Source organism: Fibrobacter sp. UWT3 (assembly GCF_900230125.1).
Taxonomy (GTDB): Bacteria; Fibrobacterota; Fibrobacteria; order Fibrobacterales; family Fibrobacteraceae; genus Fibrobacter.
The window spans coordinates 453,502-472,578 of the sequence record NZ_OCSS01000003.1; the positions used below are offsets into that span (position 1 = coordinate 453,502).

Sequence of the window (19,077 nt, forward strand, 5' to 3'; positions counted from 1 at the left end):
TGAACTTTTCTTAACAGAAAATATTGTGAAAAAGAAATGCAAAACGGTCAAAAGCGGAGTCTAGCGCCCCACGAGTACTTCGGAAAGGATGCTTTCGCTCTCGGGGATGCGGAGCGCCTTCTTGAGTTCAGCCTCGCAGAAGAACGGCTCGCGGCGCGCGAACTTGCCGAGCCCGCGGGCAGATTCGCGCAGGATTTCTGCGACATAGCCCGCGTTCATGTTCAGATAGCGGTAGGCGCGTTCGCCCAGCATGTTGCAGGCCTCGTTCAGGTCCGCCGTGAAGATAACCGCAAACGAGACGTTCTCTACGGAATCGTCGCACAGGTGCGCGCCGGCGAATTTTTTGCGGTCGCTGAAGTTTGTCTGTAAAAAGAGCGACTTCTTTACGGGAAGGTAGCGGTAGAGTCCCGGATAAACTAACTGCACGTCAAAGGAGAGCACCCAGATTTTCAGGAGGCCCGCGCCGAATGCATTCAGGTTGCAGATTTCCATCCAGCGGAGCACCGTCGAGAAATCGTCGAGGGATGCCTTCCAGGGCTTGAAATTGCGGAAGCTGACCGCGCCGGGCCCGAGGAACTCGTACTCGCGGAAAAAGTATTCGTTCGGGAACTTGAGCGGGGTCAGCGGGAATTCCTCGCCCTTGAAGGGGCTCGCGACCACGCGGCACACCTTCATGCAATGCGAGAGATCGGTAATACATTCCACGCGGTTCTGGAGCATGAACCGCGCCATGTAGCGGTTCGCGCCCTCGCTCGAAACCGGGTGCATCTCGGTGCGGTTGCTATAAGCAAATTCAGATACGGTCTCGTACTTCTTGAGCGCCTTTGGCATAATGCAGAGCGCCGCGAGCGGGACTTCCGAAGGGGACAGCGAAAGAGCCACGGCCACCTCGTCGTCGACAAAGGCGCTGAACGGGATGGCGATGCCCCCGAGGGAGCGCGCGAGGATGGCAACTAGCCCGGCGTAACTGCCCGCGTCCAGCTGCAACTCCCTGTAGGCGGCCTCCTTGTAGCGCCACACGATGCGGTCGAGGATTCCCGTGAAGAACAGCGTTATGCCCGCGGCCTGCATGATTTCGTTCGGCGGGAAGGCGCCCTTGAGCGTCTCGATGTTCGCGCGCTTCGCCTTTGCACCTGCGCCCGAGCCACCAGCGGGCAATTCAACCAGTTCGTCTGACGTGGGGTCGAAATAATAGAGCCCGTCGGGGATATTCTGGCCCTGCAAGAGCGCGTACACCCCGATGGAACGCAGGCCATCGGCACACACGTCGTTTTTCAATTGCGAAAACACGCGGTTGAGCATGGAGGAAGGCTCGCCCACCAGCGAGAAGAGGTCGCCGTCCAGCGCCTTCGTGTGGTTTTTAGACACAGAGTAGCGCTTGGCCCCCGCAAAACGCTTGTCGGGCGGCATGCGGGTTTCCCAGTGCAATGTGATCGGGTCCCCTGCCGAGCGGCGGGAATAGCGCAAGGAATCGTGATATGCGACGGAAAAGAAGCCCACGGGCAAAATATATTAAGAATTGCGCCCGATGGAGGGCTTTTTGCGCCAAATGGAGGGTGGATTGCCCGCAAATTTTCCATAATTAATGTGATTTTCCTCAAAAAACCGTAAAACACTTGATACACTTTAGCACATTTTATCCCATTGAGAAATTCTCCGGGGAGCATAATTACATATATTAGACTCGTAAAGTAAAAGAGGTATACTATGCTTTTCAAGAAATTACTCCCCATCACCGCAGCAGGCATCCTCGCCATCGGGCTTTCCGCCTGCGGCGATTCCGACAGCGCATCCAACCCGGGCAATACGCCCGAAGATCCGGGCACCGTCCCCACCGACTCCATCCCCGACAATCCGGCCAACCCGGGCGATAGCATCGTAACCCCGACAGACTCCCTGCCGCCTGCAACCGACACGACAACGACGCCAACCGAATTCACGGTGCCCGAAGAGGCAGCCGAAATCACTCCCGCAGTCACTATCCCGAAAGAGGCCGGCAAGGGCTTCCTCATTGACGATTTCGAGGACGGCGACAACGAGAGCCTCATCCCGAAGGCATTCTGGTACACCTACGACGACAACGACAACGATGGCGCGTCTGTCATCCTGACCCCGCTGAACGACGAGGGCTACCCGAAGGCAAGGCGTTCCGACAACGGCACCGAATACGCATTCGCCGTCTACTACAACCTCGACAAGGGCGAATACGCCTACGACCCGTACGTTGGCTGGGGCGTGCAGATTCCCGACACTCTCAACCTGGCCAGTTTCGGCGGCATCAGCTACTGGTACAAGGGCGGCAAGCACGAAATCCACGTGGAAACCTCCGACGTGAAGGACTACGACGTGCACCTCGCCACCGTGAAGGCCTCGCGCACATGGAAGCAGGTCTTTATCCGCTTCAAGGACCTCGCACAAGGCGGCTGGGGCGAAGAAGTTGAATTCGACCCGGCCCACATCACCGCAGTCAGTTTCCAGGCCAAGGGCAACCGCGTGAAGGACTCCGTGCTCATCGACAACGTGTACTTCCAGGACACGAGCGAAGTCGCGAAGGACACCGCCGACATGCAAATCATGGATCCGGAAATTCCCGAGGTGACCATCGGTGATATCGCCATCGCAAACCCGCTCCAGGAAAAGGCGATGAAGTACCTCAACAAGGGCATCAACATCACCAACTGGCTCGAAGAGGACAAGACCTACTTCAAGGGCGAATTCAAGTTCAATGAGGATGACGTGAAGCTCATGGCCGACAACGGAATCAAGTCGCTCCGCTTCCCCATCGACCTCGACAGGTACGCCACCAACCGCGATGAATTCGTGGCCGACACCACCAACACCATCGAGCTCAAGCTCGACGACGCAAACCTCTTCGCCGTACTCGACTCCTTCGTGGAATGGACCGGCAAGCACGGCATGTCGTTCGTGATTGACTACCATGAATACGACAACAGCTACAACGCCACCAGTTCCAAGAACCCGCGCTACATGAAGATGATGGCGAACGTGTGGAAGCACGTGGCTGCCCACTACGCAAGCAACGAGCGCGAAGACATCTTCTACGAACTCCTGAACGAGCCCGACATGAGCAACGGTAAGGCGACCTCTGCCAACTGGCGCAAGGCTGCTCAGGAAGACATCGACTCCATCCGCACGGTCGACAAGAAGCACACCATCATCTTCGGCGATGCTCAGTGGTACTCCATCGACCTGCTCAAGAAGGGCAAGCCCCTCAATGACGACAACGTTGTCTATGCCGTGCACACCTACGACCCGTTCGTATTCACGCACCAGAGCGCAAGCTGGGCCGATACCAAGACCATCAAGAACCTGATGTTCCCCTACGACAAGGAAAAGTGGTCCGAATTCTCTGCCGACTTCGGCGTGAACAAGAGCACCGCCAAGTGGGTGAAGGATGCCGTGAAAGATTACTACAAGAACGGCAGCAAGGAAGCCATCCTGAAGATTGTGCTCCCCGCCAAGGAATGGGCTGTGGCGAACAACGTGCCGGTCATCATCAACGAATTCGGCGCTTACAACGTGAAGACCGACAAGCAGTCTGTGCTCAACTACATGACCGCCCTGAGGGAAATCAGCGACACGCTCCAGATTCCTCTCCAGCACTGGGGATACACCGGCGGGTTCTCGCTGTTCGAATCCACCGACGGCGTGAAGGGCACCAAGCTCATCGAGGGCATGAAGGAAGCCTACGGCCTGGAATAACTCTTTTTCAAAGTTCTCCTCCTAACAAAAGCGCTGTGCGGGCAACCGCACGGCGTTTTTTGCTTTTTTTATGGGTTTTCAAGCACGAATTTCCTAAATTTATAAGACAATGCTCTTCGACGCGAAAAAAATCCGCGCTAAGGTTGCGGCTACACTTGCGGGCACATTGCTGCTTGCGGGTTCTGCCTTTGCGGCCGGTTTCTACGGCAACCAGAGCGACATCAAGTGGAAGACCGCTGACACGAAGCATTTCCAGTTTATTTACCCGCAGGAATACACCGAGCACGCCTCCGCGCTCTCCGCATACGCAGAGGCGGTCTACGATTCGGTGGTGGGCCGCTACAAGAAGGACTTGCCGGGTCGCGTGAACGCGGTGCTCAACAACGCACTCTACAGCAACGGCAGCGCCGTCCCGAGCGAGAACGCGGTAAACCTGTGGCTCACCAACTGGGATTTCAAGATCCGCAGCAGCCACGGCTGGCTCGCCGACGTCATCACGCACGAATTCAGCCACCTGGTGAGTATCGAGAACGGGAGCAAGTTCAAGCCGAGCATCTACGGTGTACAATTCAGCTACACCGACTACTACAACGAGCGCATCACGAGCGACTTCGCGACGTTCATCCCCTTCACGCTGCAGCCGCTCTGGTTCGCCGAAGGTACGGCGCAGTTCGAGTCCGCCCGCATGGGCTTTGACGCCTGGGACACACATCGCGACATGCTGTTGCGCGTCGCGGCCCTGAACGACACCCTGCTCCCGCTCGAATACATGCACGACTTTTCGGACAACTCGCTTTTTGCCGAACTCGGGCCCTACACGCAGGGGTTCTCGCTCGTGCTCTACATCTCGAGGCACTACGGCGAAGATGCCGTCCCGAAAATCTGGACGGAACTTTCGAAGCCCTACCGCGTGACGCTCGACGGCGCACTCAAGAAGGTCATCGGCATCGGCGAGAAGGAACTCTACGAAGCCTGGAAGAAGGAAATCACCGAGGCGTACAAGGCGCAGAAGGATTCTCTCGGGCCCCTCGTCGAAGGCAAGAAGATTACCGCCGAAGCCTTCTGGCAGGACTTCCCCGTAGTCGCGGGCAAGCACCTCTACGGCGTTTCCAACTTTGGCGGGCCGTGGTTCGACGGCGCAGTTTTCAAGATGCCGCTGGAACCGGACAGCAGCGCTACGGACTCTACGGCAAAGGCCGACGAAAAGATTGACGGTATCGAGATCGGGCAGATTTCCATCGAAGAAGAGGAAAGCGACTCGACCATCGATATCAACGACTACGCGAAGAGCGGCTTCCGCGCCAAGAAGCCCTGGTTCGACAAGGGCATCGACGTGTACGACGCTCCGGACAAAGGCCCGATCCTCGCATACGTGACATTCCAGAACCGCGACAAGGACGGACACGCTCACTTCGACATCGCGGTGAGCGACACGAACAAGAACAAGCTGAACCTCACCCACCTCGTGGACGCGGTCTACCCGGCATTCAGCCCCAAGGGAAACGAGGTCGCCTTCGTACGGCGTGAACCCTTCAGCACGCGCTTCGTACTGAGCAAGGTTCCCTTCACCGCGGACTTCAGCGAATACACGGCAGAAGACCACATCGACATCTACGTGCCCGACGCGAAGTTCAAGTACTACAATATCTATAGCCCCAAGTACAGCCCCGACGGGAGTCGCATCGCGTTCAGTTTCTTCGACGACGTGCACCGCGGTATCGCCGTGATAGACGCGGACGGCAAGAACATGAAGGTCATGAGCACCGAGGGCTACGACGAGCGCGACGTAAACTGGATCGACAACAGCAAGATTGTGTTCGCGAGCAACAGGAACGGGATATTCAACCTCATCGAGAAGAACATCGACACCGGATACGAACGCCCGCTCACGAACGTGGTCGGCGGCGCATTCACGCCGGTACTCGCAGGCGACACACTCTACTTCACGCAGTACGACAAGGACGGGTTCTCGCTTTACAAGCTCCAGTACACGAGCGTCGCGATGGTAAACGACACGACGATGAACATCGTGGAAGACGAAGAGAGGATGTCGGCAAACACCGTCATTAGATGGGCGTGTGTAAACGATTCCCTTGAAAAAATCATAAGGGACTCTATCGCCACGTTCAGATCCCAGAGTGACAGCAGCTGCATAAGACTTCCTGTTCACACGATGCCTGAAGACATCGTTACCGATTCAATATGGAGATGTACAGACTCTACTAGCTACATAATAGATTCAGTTGCTTATGCACGGATTCAGGGTGATACAACCTGTACAAAGATTCCGATGCCTACAAAGGGCGATAGCGTCATCAGGTTCTACGACACGACATACACAATCACGCAGAGGCCCGCCCCGAGCGAAATCGTGCTCAAGGGCTCGCCCCTCCCGCGCATCGAGAAGCATATCGAACTCGAAAGCCGCGAATTCGCCGGCACCGAACGCGACTACAAGCCCATCCCGACAGTCCCGCTGTTCATCCCCATGCTCGCCTTCTACGAGAACGCCCCCGACCTCACCGTATTCGGCGACGGCCAGCTCAAGGCAAAAATCGGGCTTGCCGCCATCATCGCCGACCCGCTCAAGAAGAACACCCTGCAAATCGGCCTCATGCTCGAAATCGGGAACGGCATCGACTACATCAACGGTTCCGGCCTCAACCCGGAACAAGAAAAAGAATTCTTCGTCGCATGGGAGAACAGGAGCACGCCCATCGATTTCGGGATTTCGTACACGTACGCGAGCTACACGAGCAAAGATACCGTGCGTTACGAGGATGTGCGCGCCAATGACGGAGACAGCCTCGGCATCAGCAACTACGCCGTCCCGATGCAGTCGATTGTCGCAATGGCGGGTTACAGCCCGTTCAAGAGTGTCGACACGCTTCAAATCGCCGCAAGTTACGACTGGGCAGACTTCAACCTGTACGAAGACAACTTCGCGTGGACATACCAGAAGCGATTCAGCGTGATGGCGCTATTCGGGCTCTACGGCGACAGTGAAGGCGAAGACGGAACGGGAATCAGCGGGCAGGGCGACGGAGCCGTAATATCGTACCAGTATTCCAACAGCGACCTCTACCGCCCCGGTACGTTCGCCGAAAGTTTCGTCGTCACCGAGAGCGGGAAAATCAAGCCCAAGTACAGGAACTTCAACATACACGAATTCGGCCTGAGCCTCTACGGGAGCATTCAGAGTCCACTCACCGGAGCGCGACTCGCCGCAGGTGCTAAGCTCGGAGGCATTTTCAACTGGGATACCGACGCGAAGGATTCTACCGGCGCCAAGGTGGATACGCTTGACTCGTACTATTACAGCGCCGTGTTCCTGGAAGGTTACCCCTACCTGCGCAGTTCAGAGAACTACACGCGCGCAGGCACCAAGACCGCTATGGCGGAAGTCCATTACCTGTTCCCCGTCTACGACGACTGGCGTAAGGGTTTCTGGATTTTCGAGACGCGCGCATTCTACATCGACGCATTCGCGCAGATCGGTGCCGCATGGAACAGCAAGTGGTTCGATACGGACAAGTTCACGGACCACGATTTCTGGGACCGTTCTGCGGGCCTTAGCTTCAGGTGGAGCAACAAGATTTTCTACAGCATCCCGCTCGACATAACGCTCACGTTCGCACGAGCACTCAGCCGCATCGGCGACGATGAAGGCCGCGAAGGCAGTTGGAAGCCCACGACAATCGACGTGCCGCTTTTACCGGACGCGATTGCGCCCACGCGAATCAAGTTTACGCTCGGGATGGGATTTATCAACAGCTGGCAGTAAAGATCCCCGGTCGGAGCCGGGGATGACGATCGTGCATCGGTCAAAGCTGGGGATGACAGCTACATTGCCTTCAATGCGGCAGCGAGTTTTTTCTTCGCATCGGGTACGCGCGAAAGCACTACGTCTTCGAGCAGGCAACACATGCGGTAAGGGATTTCCTCGTAAGCGGGGATTTTCTCCGGCTTAGCGATGTAAAAATCAAGCCCAGCCTTTTTTGCATAGTGCAGGAACACGGACGTAAGTCCGGGCCTCGCCTTCTCGAGCCCGCTTGCATGCAACCCGAGCTTCTGGACATCGCCCAGGATATGCGCGTACGGCAGGTTCGCCTTCACGTAGCGGCACACCTTGAACAGCAGGTTCATCGCATCTTCCAGTGGTTTGCCCTCGTGTTCCACGCAGGGTTCGAACACGATATCTTCGGCAAGGAAATTGAGTTTGCCCACCAGCAGGCGGTACATGCGCTCGATAATTTCGGTTTCGCGCGCGAAGGTATCTGCAGCGCCCTTCTCGTCTTCGGCAAAGCATACCAGCGCAAACCCGCGCTTGCGAATTTCCTGCGCCTTCGTGAGGAAGATTTCTTCACCTTCTGCGAGGCTTATACTGCGCGCGATTCCCTTCCCCGAAATGCATTCGATTCCGGCGATAAGCAGGTCCCAACCGCGTGAATCCATCATCACCGGGCATTTCGCAAGCGACTTGTCATCGAGCATCTTGCCCATGAACGCCTGTATCTGCGGAGGCTCGGTATCGTAGGAATCCAGGTTTACGTCCAGGATTTCAGCACCGTAGGTAACCTGCCTGTGCCCGAGCGCAATGGCATCGGCAAGGTTCCCTTCGCCAAAGATTTTCGCGAACTCGGGAGATTCCTCCCGATTAAACACGTTGCCCACGCAAATGCAATTCCCCGCACCTGCTACCGTCATGGGAGCAAGCCCGCTCAACAGCATGTTGTACCGGCGGGCAGGGATTCGGCGGGGGCGGCTACCCTTGAGCGCCTTCACCATGAACTTGAGTGACTCGGGCGTGGTTTCCTTGCCGCCACCCACGATATTCACGAGGCCCGAATCGGCATAGCGCCAGAGTTCCTTTGCGCGGCCCTTCACGGAATCGCTGTCGTGGGGTTTCATGCCCTCGAGCGAAACATTCACCATCACGCTCATGCGCACGGGAGCATTCTCGATTTCTTTCAGGAGGTCATGCAGGTCACACGCTTTCTCTTCCGCCGAAAGCCCGATACTGAATACCGGGAAACTGCTCACGGTATGCTGCAACGCCCTTGCGGTAAGGCCTGCCAGCGTGCCTGCACCCGCTTCGGCAATTTCGCCCGAAACCATCACGGGCACAAGTTCCTGGCGTTCGGAACACACCTTGAATACGGCGTGCAGGGCCGCCTTCACGTTCAACAGATTACGGAACGAATCCAACAGCAGTATGTCCGCATTCCCGTCCAGAAGGCCACGCACAACCTCGCTGTAGGCATCGACCAGTTCACGGAAGCCCACATCCGCGGAATCTTCCGCAGGTCCCATCACGCCCGCGACATACTTGCGTTCGAGCGTCTGGCCCAGCTTGCCTGTTTTGCACTGAAGAATGTCGTCGTTGTATTCGGCAATCGACTCGCAGGCGATGCGCGCCCCCGCAAGAGCAATGTCGTACGCCATGTTCTCGAGCCTGAACTTTCCCTGCACAATCGGGTTTGCGCGCACGGTGTTGGTGCGGATAATGTCGGCACCCGCCTCCAGGTAGGCACGGTGGGCCTTTTTCACGACCTGCGGCGCAGTAACGCAAAGTATATCGTCGTTGCCCTGCAGGTCCACCGCGTGGTCCACGAACATTTCCCCGCGGTAATCTTCTTCACGCAAATCGCACGCATCAAGAACAGGCCTTGCCGGCCCATCCATCACAAGGATGCGCCCGATGCTCGCCCTCGCGAGTTCCTGGTAGGACTTCGAGAGGTTCATGGAACTATCTCCGCGTGTTCGGGACCTCGCCCGGGAGCAACTGCCCCGGGCTCGTGCGCTGGGCATCGCGCCCCTTGAAATTCGGATTGTACTGTTGGACCTTCGCCTTCTTCACCTCGGACTGCACCTCCATCAGGTGACTTTCCCAGTCCTTCATCGCGTCGTCAAGTTCGCCGCGCGCCTGCAGCATGAGTTCGCGCAGTTGCAGCAGTTCTTGCATCTGTTCGCGCTTCATTATCCAGAGTTCCTCTTCCTCGGGCATACGCTCGATATTGAAGAGCAGGTTCAGGTAACGTTCTTCAGCTTCCTTGTACGCCTTGTACGTTTCCTTGTACATCATGTAGCGGTCGTCGACCATCGTCTGCTGGGGCGAAGGGTGCGAGGTACAGCCCGAAAGCACCGCCGCAAAAGCGACAGCAAAAACGGCACAGGCTTTGCGGAAGGGGGTCATCATAGGCTACTCCGCGGTCTGGTTGCGCTTGATGTTGAAGAGGCGTTCGTGCGTGATGTTGCTTTTGAAGGTGGCCGTGTCCTTCGTGACCGGGTGCACCATGTAGTGCGTCCCCACCTTCACTTCACGTTCCTGGCACGGGATGCCCGTCTCGGGGTCGATCATGATTTCGTACTCGGTGTCATATTCCGCCTTGTGGCCGGCAGTGTACGCCATGAACTTTTCGGGCACAATCTTGCTGTTCACGTGCTGCTCCCAGATGTAGTAGGGGAAGCTTTCCGTCTCGTGCAGGTAAATCTTGTAATCCAGGCAACGACGGTGGTCGCGGTTCTCAAAGCCCTTCGTGACCACGGAATCAATCTGGATCAGCGCAAAATTGAGCCTGCCCTGGTCCTTGAGCATCTGCGTGATGTTCGCCTTCACAGGGACAGTCCCCTTGAGCAGGTGGTCCATTTCCCAGCGATGCTTTTCGAGGCGGCGCAGGTGCGGCTTGTAATCCGGGTTCAGGAGCTGCTTGCGCCAGCGTTCGGGCATCGGGATGTGCGCGAGAAGCGTGTCGTAACCGTCATCGAGGCCGGTAATGCTCGTCACTTCGCGGTCCACGGCCGCAAGGTTCACCTCCTTCACGCGCCATGCAAGTTCGGAGGGCATAAAGTTCTTGAGGTAGCCGCGAGAATTGTTCACGCGGTACAGGCGCTGCACCTTCGTGGTATCGCCCGCAGTAGAGTAGTTCAGGTCCACATAGGCGGCAGTAATCGTGCCCATCTGCTCTTCGCCCTTCAGATCAATCGTCGCGAAGTAGCTTTCGGTATAGACTTCCACGTCCACAGGCTGTGCAAGCTTGTAGTTGAGCGTAACCTCAGATTCGCCGCAACCGACAAGGGAAAAAGGCATAACACAAAGAGACAGGAGCCCGCCGAAGCCGGCCAGAAGTTTACTACGAATCATCGAAAATTCCAATTACTGTTTGTTCTTGATAAGCGTGATTTCTTTCACGGCTAGCAGGCGGTCGCCCGTAGTAGCCTCGATAACAATCTGGCCCGGAGCATGGTGGCGAGTCATTTCTGCTGCGGTCATAAGCCCTCCGCGCTTGGAGTGGCCCTGGAGCGTATAAACGCTCACCTTCTCGTTCACCTTGGTTTCGTACTTCCAGATTTCCTTGCCCTTGTTAGCGGCAGTACCCTCGTAGAAGGCTATCTTGATGGTCGGGAAATCGAAGCCCGTACCGTAGCGGAACTGCACGATCATCGGGTTGATAAGTTCAAATTCGCTGGTAGTATCGGCAACCAGCTGCAAAGCCGGATTCCATTCACGACCACACACGATGTGCGGATCTTCGGTGGAGCAGGACGAGAAGAATGCCCCCATGGCAATCACCAAGAAAATAGCGAGTTTTGAAAGTCTGATCATTTTAAGCCTTCCTGGAAAAACACCTGATTAACAAATTAGCAAAATCCCCCCGAATTGCCATATTCGTTGCGTTGTTTTTTACAATATGTGGCGTTTTTGGCCGTTTTAGGCGGTTTCTAGCGGGTCAGAACGAGCATCATTTCGAGGTGGGGAGTCTGCGGGTAGAAGGCAAAAGCCTCCGCACGGCGGATTTTGAAGCCCTTTTCGGCAAGGAGGGCGGTATCGCGGGCAAGCGTCACCGGGTGGCAGGACACGTAAATCAGGCGATTCACTGAGGAATCCGCTATGGCGTCGAGGGCTTCTTTCGGGAGGCCGGTGCGCGGCGGGTCCACGATGAGCGTCGCGGGGATGTTTACCACGTTGCTCGCGAGCCATTCCTCGGCCGGGGCGGAAACATTTTCTATCGCTGCGGCCTGTTTATCGTTTATTGCGCCGCGCGTTTCAGACAAATTAACTTCCGCGTGTTGCAGGCATTTTTCTTCGCGTTCCACGGTCGTCACGCGCTTGAACTTGTCCATAAGCATCGCGGCGAAGAACCCTACCCCGCTAAAGAGGTCGATAAGCCATTCGTCGCTCGCCTCCCCGCTTGCTAGGCCCTCGTCTACGGCATCGCGCACGGACTTCACCAGCGCGGGCAACAGTGCGAGATTGCTCTGGAAGAACACGCCCGCGTCGGCCTCGATTTTCTTTCCGCAGATTTCGGAGACGCTTACCGCATTCTCGCAGAATTCGCGGGCAGGCATTCCCTCGTAATAGTACGAGATTTCACCCGCGCCGTTATCGAAGAGGTTCACTTCCATCTCGCGGCCGGGGCGGAACTCGCCCGCAAAAATCTCGCGGGCACGCCCCTGTAGGAACTCGTTCAATGCGGGCGTCAATACGGGGCAGTTCTTGAACAGCGCCACACTATTGCTTTCCTGCTTGCGAAATCCGAAACGCACAATCGGCTTGTCGCCGGCCTGGTCGCAAACCACGACGACCCGTGCGCGGTTGCGATAACCCCACGCGGGGCCCGTGTGCACAGTAAAGCTTTCGGGCAATTCTATGCGGGCAATGCGCCGGAAATTCTCGCGCTCGACTTGCGCCAGGTATTCCGCCTGCTTTTCGCTGTCCAGGTGCTGCAAGCTGCACCCGCCGCACTTGCCGTACAGCGGGCAGCGCGCCTCTACGCGGTCGGGATTTGCGCCTTCCAGCACTTCCACAACATGCCCGCGGGAAAAATCCTTTTTCGTGAACGTCACCGCCACCTTGCAGAGTTCGCCCGGCAACGCGCCCGCGACAAAGCACACGCGGCCATCAGGCAGGCGCGCCATACCCTCGCCGCCCTGCACCATTTTCTCGATGCGGACTTCTAGCACCTCGCGGGCGGGCGCAGAATATGCGGGGCGTGCAGACGCAGGGCGCTTGTGGCCCGGCCTGCGCGGCTTGCCAGGTTTGTCAAAACGACGGAACATGGGCATAAAGATAGAATTTAAGGAGCAAAAAGTAAAATCAGCGGTGAAATAATATATTTTTCTTCTAAAGGAGGAAATTAAATGAAACCCCACGCACTTCTATTCCCGGTACTCCTGTCTTTTGCGCTCCTCACTGCCTGCGGCGATGACGACTCGTTCATCCCGAAAGTCCCCGAGCTGCCCGGCGAAGTGGCAGACATGGACGAGCTCAAGGAGTTCGAGTGCAACGACGACCTCATGGGCGAAAAGGTCTACGTAAGAGACCTCGAAACGGACTACGAATGCGATGGCGACCACTGGTTCGAAACCATCGATACGGGCAAGTCGAGCTCGTCTTCCAAGAAAACATCTTCGAGCAGCGCAAAGTCCAGCAGTTCTGCAGAATCTTCGCCCAGCGAGAAATCCAGTAGTTCCGCAGAGTCTTCATCCAGTGGAAAGTCGAATTCCAGCGAGACAAGCGTGTCCAGCTCCGCAAAGTCGAGTTCGAGCTACACAACCCCATTGCTCTCTCACTGCGATATAGGTACCGACGAAAACTGCTTTAAGGACGCCCGCGATGGGCAAACATACAGAACGGTCAAAATCGGAAATCAGGTTTGGATGAGGGACAATCTGAACTTCAGAACAGGAAGTAGTTCCTGTTATAACGATGACACCAGCTTCTGCACTAAGTACGGTTTACTCTACACCTGGGCAACAGCCTTAGACAGCGTTGGCGTATTCAGTACAAACAGCAAGGGCTGCGGATATAACGCATTGTCGTGCCGACCAGTTTCTCCGACATACGGAATCTGCCCAGATGGATGGAGAATTCCTTCAACCATCGATTGGAGTATTTTGTTTGGTAAGGTTGGAGGCAAGGATGTTGCCGGCAAAGCCCTCAAATCCGCATCTGATTGGCTAAATGACGGCAACGGGACAGACGAAGCATCGTTCACGGCCTTGCCGGGAGGACGTTTCGAAGAAGGAATATTCTATCTCATAGGTAACGACGCATCTTTTTGGGCCAGCAATCCCAATACTACCACATATGTCAAATTAGTTGATTATGTAGCTATGTCTGACGATCTCGACAAGGCAGCTGATTACCAGACTGAACCATACAACAAGCGTTACATTCGTTGCATCAAGATTGATACTGCTCAAACAGCATCTTCGTCCAGCATCACATCGAAGTCGAGTTCAAGCGAGTATACACCTTACGACCATCAGAGTGATCTTTTTGCAGACAGCCTGAACTCCGGTGCGTACAAGAAATTTACCGACATACGAAACGGAAGGTCGTATTACTATCTCACGATTAACGCAAAAGATGGTGACGAAGATGTTTCGGTAACGGTCATGGCCGAAAACCTGAATATCGGCATCGATGTGCCGGGAACAGAAGACCAGAGCGACGATGAGAATATTGAACGCTACTGCTACAATGACGACACGACCAACTGTGACAAGTACGGCAGCCTTTACCAGTGGGCCGAGATGATGCAATTGCCGAGTCGCTGCAATGTTGACGCTTGCGAAGACCTTATCGAGGAAAATCACCGGGGCATCTGCCCTGAAGGCTGGCACGTGATGACCTATGACGAGTATGTCATTGTATTAACGGCCAATAAGGAAGAAAAAAATATTCGAGCTATATCCTTTGGCGGGGATAATCTAACCGGATACAGCTTAATCGGAGCTGGTCATAACCGGAATCATCAATTCGCTGATTTAGACAACATGACATTCTGGTTTTACCCGGAAAATGGCACTATGTCAGAACCGTCAGCATTTTCAGGCTATCAACTAAAATCTTCCGCCGGAATGGATTTTACAAGCAGTCGCAAATCATATGCCAACTCCGTTCGCTGCGTGAAGGACTAAAAGGGGGGAAATAAAATGAAGCACTCACTCTACACCGCATTTGCATGCGCAGCATTCCTCGCCGCCTGCGGTGACGACGACAGCGATTTTATCGCGCGCCCTGATGGCGCAAAGTCTTCGTCGAGCATGGCAAGGAATTATTCCAGTACAACGGAACCTTACACCATCGTAGACCAATTTAACCCCAAGATTTCGTACGGCGAGATGGTTGATGACCGAGACGGTCAGACATACAGGACCGTAAAAATTGGGGACCAAACCTGGATGGCAGAAAACCTGAACTACCGAGACCTGCGCAAAGTATGGGATTATGATTCAAGCAGCTTCTGTTATAACGATTCAGCCATTTATTGCGAAAGATACGGACGTTTTTACCCATGGAGTACAGCCATGGACAGCATTGGGACTTGGAGTACTAACGGCAAAGGTTGTGGAGGAAACGGATGCACTCCGACTTATCCAGTACGAGGCATTTGTCCAAGTGGCTGGCACCTGCCAGACTCGACAGAATGGAGAATCTTGATTAACTCAGCGGGTGGAGACTCAATCGCAGGCGAACATTTAAAATCCAGAAGCCCAGATTGGGAAACTCAAGTCAATTATGATGACAAAAAAAGATATGGAGGAAAAGACACTTACGGATTTTCCGCACTTGCTTCTGGCACATATTGGGACATCCGTGTAGGTGTTGCATGCATTCCACGCCTTTCAACGGAAATATGGACATCAACATCTTACTATTCGACAGACGCATACGCCATACATTTGGATATATTCAACAACAACGCGTGGTATTATACCCCCAAAAAAAGATCAAGTAATCCTGTCCGCTGCGTGAAGGACTAGCGCTTTTAGCCCGCGACAGCAACACTTTGTCGGCAAAACATGCCCGCTATCCGCTTAATGGTCAAAAGCGGGCTTTTTTGGGTGTATTTTTCTATATTTCGCCCGAAATTGTACCATGACGACTATTCTCTTGCCAGATACGCTTACGGCGGCGAACAGCAAAGACTTGCTGAGGAATTGCAAAAGGCAACTCCGTAGCGGTGCGCTGTGCCTTGACGGGAGCAACCTTGCAAGCATGGACTATAGTGGCGACGCGTTCTTCGCGCTACTCGCCGAACTTTCCGAAAAGACGGGCAACACGCTTACCCTCGCCCACTTCAACGCCGACATCAAGGCGCACCTTTCGGCACTCCGCAAGATGGAACCGCCCGCAAGGCCGGCGAAGGGTACGAACAACGTTCTCGAGATGCTCGGCGGCATCGGTTTTTCTGTAATCAAGGAAACCTTCGAAGTTCTGACGCTCCTGTTCATGTCCATCTACTGGACCATCTTCGGGCCGTTCGACAAGGGCAAGATCCATTTTGGCGGTGTCGCCAAGCAGATGTTCAAGCTCGGGAGCGAAGCCATGGGAATATGCTTCCTGATGGTCGCCCTCATCTGCCTTACGATGGCGCTCCAGAGTTCCATCATGCTGAACGCGGTGGGCGGCGGCTCCTACCTCGCCTCGGGTCTCGGCTTCCTCATCTTCGCAGAAATCGGCCCGCTCCTCACGACCATCATCCTCGCGGGCCGCTCCGGCAGTGCCGTCGCCGCCGAAATCGCGAACATGAGCGTGTGCGAAGAAGTCAAGGCAATCAAGTCGATGGCTATCCCGCCGGTGCAGTACCTGGTGGTGCCGCGCTTTATCGCCATGAGCATCGCGACCCCCATTCTCTCGTTCTGCGCCTCCATTTTCGGGTGCTTCTCGGGGTTCCTCATCGCCTACTTCTTCTGCGACATTTCTTTTTCCAACTACATGATGGGCATCCGCGACGGCATTGCGCCCATCACGTTCTTAAAGAGCAGCATCAAGGCGCTCGTCTTCGGTTGGATCGTCACGCTCATCGCCTGCAACAAGGGCCTGAACGCGCACGGCGGCGCAGAAGCCGTGGGCAAGGCAACCACATCAAGCGTGGTCGCCGCAATTTGCTGCATCGTGCTCGCCGACACCCTCTTCGCCTTCATATTCTACTAGGGAGCAGCAATGGAAGAAATCCTGAAAGTAGACCACCTGAAGGCAAGTTACGGGCGTGAGTCCATTCTGAAGGATATTTCCTTCGGGGTGAAGCGCGGTGAAATCCGCATGGTGCTCGGGAGTTCGGGCTGCGGTAAGTCAACACTCCTGAACAACATCCTGAAGTTCATCAAGTCCGACGCGGGCACTATCACCTACTTCGGCAAGACCTTCGGTGCAAAGGAAGGCCTCGACAGCGAGACCCGCATGCGTACGGGCGTGCTCTTCCAGAGCGGGGCCCTCATTGCGGACTTGACCATCGCCGAGAATGCGATGTTGCCGCTCAAACGCAGCATGCCCTACATGCCCAAGAGCCAGATGGAGGCGATTGTTGCCGACCGCCTGGAGAAGGTGCACCTGCTACACGCCTTCCACAAGTACCCGGGCGAAATTTCGGGCGGCATGAAAAAGCGCGCAGCCCTCGCCCGCGCCATCGCGCTCAAGCCGGAACTGCTCTTTTGCGACGAACCTTCCACGGGCCTCGACCCGGTAACGGCCCGCTCCCTCGACGAACTTTTGCTCGAACTGCGCGACACGCTCAAGGTATCGATGGTCATCGTGAGCCACGAACTCGAGAGCATCAAGATTATCTGCGACCGTTTTGTGTACCTCAAGGACGGCTACGTGCTCAAGGACGCTACGCTGCAAGAAGGCATGGAATCCGACGACCCCACGTTACGTCACTTTTTCAACCGGCAGTGCCCCAAGGAAGAATACTCCGAGGGACTCTACCACTTTAATTTTATAGATTGATTCGGAGAAACGATGGAAACCACCCGATCCGAAAGAATTAAACTTGGCGCGTTCATGCTGCTGTGCGGAATACTCATCTGCGTATTCCTTGGCTACGTGCTCAAGCGCTACCTGAGCGAACAGTACGACAACTACTACACCATCTTCGACACCTCGGTGAACGGGCTCTTTGTAGACGCGAAGGTCAAGCTGAACGGTATCGATGTCGGTAGCGTCACGCGCATCACCATCAACGAAGAAAACCTGAACGAGGTCGTAGTCGCCTTCAAGGTGACGCACGGCACGCCTATCAAGATTGGTACCCGCGCAGGCATGACGGCGGGCATGAACCTCACCGGCGAAAAGCAGGTGGTGCTCTCGGGCGGCTCGTTCTCGGAACCGAATGTGCCCGAAGGAGGGCTCGTGCCGGCGGAAGTCTCGCACTTCGACCACATCACGAGCCAGGCGGGCGATATTGTCGCGCACGTGGATTCCGTGCTCGTGAACGTGAACGCGCTGCTCTCGGCCGAAAATGCGGAGAACCTGAGCAAGGCCATCAAGAATTTCGAGGAAGTGACGCAGAACCTGAAGCGCATCACGCAGGGGCTCGCGAAGCCCATCGAGAACATTTCCAAGTCCGCCGAATCGATGCACCGCGTGATGGGCGAAATCGAAGAAGCAAAGATTGCCGCAAAGGCGGGCGAAGACCTCGACATACTGAAGCAGAAACTCGACGCGCTTGACACGAAGGCGATGAACGAGAATTTGACGAAGGCGATGGAATCCATCAGCCAGCTCTCGAAGCGGCTCGACGGCATGGTCTACAAGAACCAGGACCAGGTGGGTGAAGCCATCGTGGAACTGAACGCCGTGCTCGAGAACCTCGAAGAGTTCAGCCAGAAAATCAAGAACAACCCCTCCGCGCTCATCCGCGAGCCCGCGAAGACCCGCCGCAAATAAGAGGTAGAATATGAATAAAGTTTTTAAGATTCCCGCCTGCGCGGGAATGACGAAGAAGGCCGCGGGAATGACGAGAGCCGCGAAAGTGTTGTTTGTCGCAATTGTCGCGCTTGCCGCCATGACGCTTACCGCATGCTTCGGCGGGAGCACGAGCGAACCCACCCGCTACTTCACGCTCGCCGTCGAAAACATCGACATGCCAAATGCAGGTGAAGTAAACGGCCGCCTGCAGGTGCGCAAGTTCACCATCGACCAGGCCTACCAGAGGAACAACATCGTCTACCGCGAATCCGCTTACGACTTCATGTTCTACGACCTGGACCTGTGGGCATCTCGCCCCGAGCAGATGGTGGCGCAGGTCGCCGCAGAATACATCGTGAGGAGCGGGCTTTTCGCATCGGTGGATACCCGCGCCTCGGGCAAACCCGATTTTGAACTCCTGGGCCACATCGACGCCATTGAGGAAATCGACGAAGGCTCCTCGCAGTACGCACGCCTTTCCCTCAAGCTTACGCTCCAGAAACCCGACAGCGACGCCCCCCTCTGGGAGAAGCGTTTTGACGAAAGGCAATCCGTGAGCAGTCGCGAGCCCCGCCTTGTGGCAGAGGCCATCTCGAAGCTCCTCGGCAAGTACATGGAAGAAGCCCTCGGGGCCATCGCCGGCGCAGGCAAGTAAA

The 19,077-nt window shown here is 55.7% G+C and carries 14 protein-coding genes; 8 read left to right on the forward strand and 6 right to left on the reverse strand.

Features of this window, described 5'->3' with window-relative positions; translation table 11 throughout:
- Positions 1-60 precede the first annotated feature (60 nt).
- The gene (locus tag CRO08_RS13440) at positions 61-1,500 is read right to left on the reverse strand and encodes a nitroreductase family protein (protein WP_141398381.1); all 1,440 of its coding nucleotides are present in this window, start codon (positions 1,498-1,500) and stop codon (positions 61-63) included.
- Between the two features lie 207 nt (positions 1,501-1,707).
- On the opposite strand from CRO08_RS13440, the gene CRO08_RS13445 reads away from it, so the two are divergent.
- Positions 1,708-3,723: a cellulase family glycosylhydrolase gene (locus CRO08_RS13445; protein ID WP_097036613.1), complete on the forward strand. Its 2,016-nt coding sequence runs from the start codon at positions 1,708-1,710 to the stop codon at positions 3,721-3,723.
- A 109-nt stretch (positions 3,724-3,832) separates the two neighbouring features.
- Positions 3,833-7,507 (forward strand): PD40 domain-containing protein, encoded by a 3,675-nt coding sequence (locus tag CRO08_RS13450; RefSeq protein WP_097036614.1) that lies wholly within the window; start codon positions 3,833-3,835, stop codon positions 7,505-7,507.
- A 59-nt stretch (positions 7,508-7,566) separates the two neighbouring features.
- Here the strand turns inward: CRO08_RS13450 and CRO08_RS13455 are convergent, their stop codons facing one another.
- The 5 genes from CRO08_RS13455 to CRO08_RS13475 form a co-directional block, all read right to left on the reverse strand.
- Positions 7,567-9,468 carry a homocysteine S-methyltransferase family protein gene (locus tag CRO08_RS13455; RefSeq protein WP_176495160.1) on the reverse strand — a complete coding sequence of 634 codons (1,902 nt, stop codon included), beginning with the start codon at positions 9,466-9,468 and terminating at the stop codon, positions 7,567-7,569.
- A 4-nt stretch (positions 9,469-9,472) separates the two neighbouring features.
- The gene (locus CRO08_RS13460) at positions 9,473-9,922 is read right to left on the reverse strand and encodes a hypothetical protein (protein ID WP_073114626.1); all 450 of its coding nucleotides are present in this window, start codon (positions 9,920-9,922) and stop codon (positions 9,473-9,475) included.
- A 3-nt stretch (positions 9,923-9,925) separates the two neighbouring features.
- A complete protein-coding gene (locus CRO08_RS13465) occupies positions 9,926-10,813 on the reverse strand; it encodes a hypothetical protein (protein ID WP_255252386.1) in 888 nt (295 codons plus the stop codon).
- Between the two features lie 66 nt (positions 10,814-10,879).
- Positions 10,880-11,329, reverse strand: a complete 450-nt coding sequence (locus tag CRO08_RS13470; protein WP_141398382.1) for a hypothetical protein — start codon at positions 11,327-11,329, stop codon at positions 10,880-10,882.
- Positions 11,330-11,445: 116 nt separating this feature from the next.
- The gene (locus CRO08_RS13475; protein WP_255252387.1) at positions 11,446-12,783 is read right to left on the reverse strand and encodes a class I SAM-dependent RNA methyltransferase; all 1,338 of its coding nucleotides are present in this window, start codon (positions 12,781-12,783) and stop codon (positions 11,446-11,448) included.
- Between the two features lie 81 nt (positions 12,784-12,864).
- Between CRO08_RS13475 and CRO08_RS13480 the strand changes: the two genes are divergently transcribed.
- The 6 genes from CRO08_RS13480 (at position 12,865) to CRO08_RS13505 (ending at position 19,076) form a co-directional block, all read left to right on the forward strand.
- Positions 12,865-14,649 (forward strand): FISUMP domain-containing protein, encoded by a 1,785-nt coding sequence (locus CRO08_RS13480; protein ID WP_097036619.1) that lies wholly within the window; start codon positions 12,865-12,867, stop codon positions 14,647-14,649.
- A 15-nt stretch (positions 14,650-14,664) separates the two neighbouring features.
- Positions 14,665-15,495, forward strand: a complete 831-nt coding sequence (locus CRO08_RS13485; RefSeq protein WP_097036620.1) for an FISUMP domain-containing protein — start codon at positions 14,665-14,667, stop codon at positions 15,493-15,495.
- 115 nt (positions 15,496-15,610) lie between these two features.
- Entirely contained in the window at positions 15,611-16,669 is a 1,059-nt protein-coding gene (locus CRO08_RS13490; RefSeq protein WP_097036621.1) for an ABC transporter permease, read from the forward strand.
- Between the two features lie 9 nt (positions 16,670-16,678).
- Positions 16,679-17,461 carry an ABC transporter ATP-binding protein gene (locus CRO08_RS13495; RefSeq protein ID WP_072808392.1) on the forward strand — a complete coding sequence of 261 codons (783 nt, stop codon included), beginning with the start codon at positions 16,679-16,681 and terminating at the stop codon, positions 17,459-17,461.
- Positions 17,462-17,473: 12 nt separating this feature from the next.
- Positions 17,474-18,400 (forward strand): MlaD family protein, encoded by a 927-nt coding sequence (locus CRO08_RS13500; protein ID WP_097036622.1) that lies wholly within the window; start codon positions 17,474-17,476, stop codon positions 18,398-18,400.
- Positions 18,401-18,410: 10 nt separating this feature from the next.
- Complete coding sequence (locus CRO08_RS13505; RefSeq protein ID WP_255252388.1) at positions 18,411-19,076, forward strand: ABC-type transport auxiliary lipoprotein family protein; 666 nt, start codon at positions 18,411-18,413, stop codon at positions 19,074-19,076.
- Position 19,077 lies beyond the last annotated feature (1 nt).

Excerpts from the sequence above, each read along its gene's own strand:
- CRO08_RS13445 (WP_097036613.1), top strand. The coding sequence starts at position 1,708 with ATGCTTTTCAAGAAATTACTCCCCATCACCGCAGCAGGCATCCTCGCC.
- CRO08_RS13450 (WP_097036614.1), top strand. The coding sequence starts at position 3,833 with ATGCTCTTCGACGCGAAAAAAATCCGCGCTAAGGTTGCGGCTACACTT.
- CRO08_RS13455 (WP_176495160.1), bottom strand. The coding sequence starts at position 9,468 with ATGAACCTCTCGAAGTCCTACCAGGAACTCGCGAGGGCGAGCATCGGG.
- CRO08_RS13460 (WP_073114626.1), bottom strand. The coding sequence starts at position 9,922 with ATGATGACCCCCTTCCGCAAAGCCTGTGCCGTTTTTGCTGTCGCTTTT.
- CRO08_RS13465 (WP_255252386.1), bottom strand. The coding sequence starts at position 10,813 with ATGCCTTTTTCCCTTGTCGGTTGCGGCGAATCTGAGGTTACGCTCAAC.
- CRO08_RS13470 (WP_141398382.1), bottom strand. The coding sequence starts at position 11,329 with ATGATCAGACTTTCAAAACTCGCTATTTTCTTGGTGATTGCCATGGGG.
- CRO08_RS13475 (WP_255252387.1), bottom strand. The coding sequence starts at position 12,783 with ATGTTCCGTCGTTTTGACAAACCTGGCAAGCCGCGCAGGCCGGGCCAC.
- CRO08_RS13480 (WP_097036619.1), top strand. The coding sequence starts at position 12,865 with ATGAAACCCCACGCACTTCTATTCCCGGTACTCCTGTCTTTTGCGCTC.
- CRO08_RS13485 (WP_097036620.1), top strand. The coding sequence starts at position 14,665 with ATGAAGCACTCACTCTACACCGCATTTGCATGCGCAGCATTCCTCGCC.
- CRO08_RS13490 (WP_097036621.1), top strand. The coding sequence starts at position 15,611 with ATGACGACTATTCTCTTGCCAGATACGCTTACGGCGGCGAACAGCAAA.
- CRO08_RS13495 (WP_072808392.1), top strand. The coding sequence starts at position 16,679 with ATGGAAGAAATCCTGAAAGTAGACCACCTGAAGGCAAGTTACGGGCGT.
- CRO08_RS13500 (WP_097036622.1), top strand. The coding sequence starts at position 17,474 with ATGGAAACCACCCGATCCGAAAGAATTAAACTTGGCGCGTTCATGCTG.
- CRO08_RS13505 (WP_255252388.1), top strand. The coding sequence starts at position 18,411 with ATGAATAAAGTTTTTAAGATTCCCGCCTGCGCGGGAATGACGAAGAAG.